Raw genomic sequence first — 586 nt, forward strand, 5'->3', positions numbered from 1 at the left:
AAGAAGGGACCCTCGTGTCTGAATACACGCTGCCGGAACTCCCCTACGACTACGCAGCTCTCGAGCCGCACATCTCCGGCAAGATCATGGAGCTGCACCACGACAAGCACCACGCCACCTACGTCAAGGGCGCCAACACCGCCCTCGAGAAGATGGCCGAAGCCCGCGAGGACGGCACCATCGCCGACAAGGCGCTGCTGCTCTCCCACAACCTGGCCTTCCACCTCGGTGGACACACCAACCACTCCATCTTCTGGAAGAACCTCTCCCCGAACGGTGGCGACAAGCCGACCGGCGAGCTGGCCGCCGCGATCGACGACCAGTTCGGTTCGTTCGACAAGTTCCAGGCCCACTTCACCGGTGTCGCGACCACCCTGCAGGGGTCGGGCTGGGCACTGCTCGGCTACGACACCATCGGCGAGCGCCTGGTCATCGAGCAGATGACCGACCAGCACGGCAACATCACCGCCGCCCTGATCCCGGTCGTCATGCTCGACATGTGGGAACACGCCTTCTACCTCGACTACCAGAACGTCAAGCCGGACTACGTCAAGGCCTGGTGGAACATCGTGAACTGGGCAGACGC

At 63.5% G+C, this 586-nt stretch carries 1 protein-coding gene; it reads left to right on the forward strand.

Features of this window, described 5'->3' with window-relative positions; all coding sequences use genetic code 11:
* Positions 1-14: 14 nt before the first annotated feature.
* Positions 15-586 (forward strand): superoxide dismutase (locus NOF53_RS27475; RefSeq protein WP_255974835.1); only part of this gene is annotated, 572 nt, incomplete at its 3' end.

Origin of the sequence: Rhodococcus tibetensis, from assembly GCF_024438035.1 — a bacterium.
In the GTDB taxonomy this organism is placed as follows: Bacteria; Actinomycetota; Actinomycetes; order Mycobacteriales; family Mycobacteriaceae; genus Rhodococcus_F; species Rhodococcus_F tibetensis.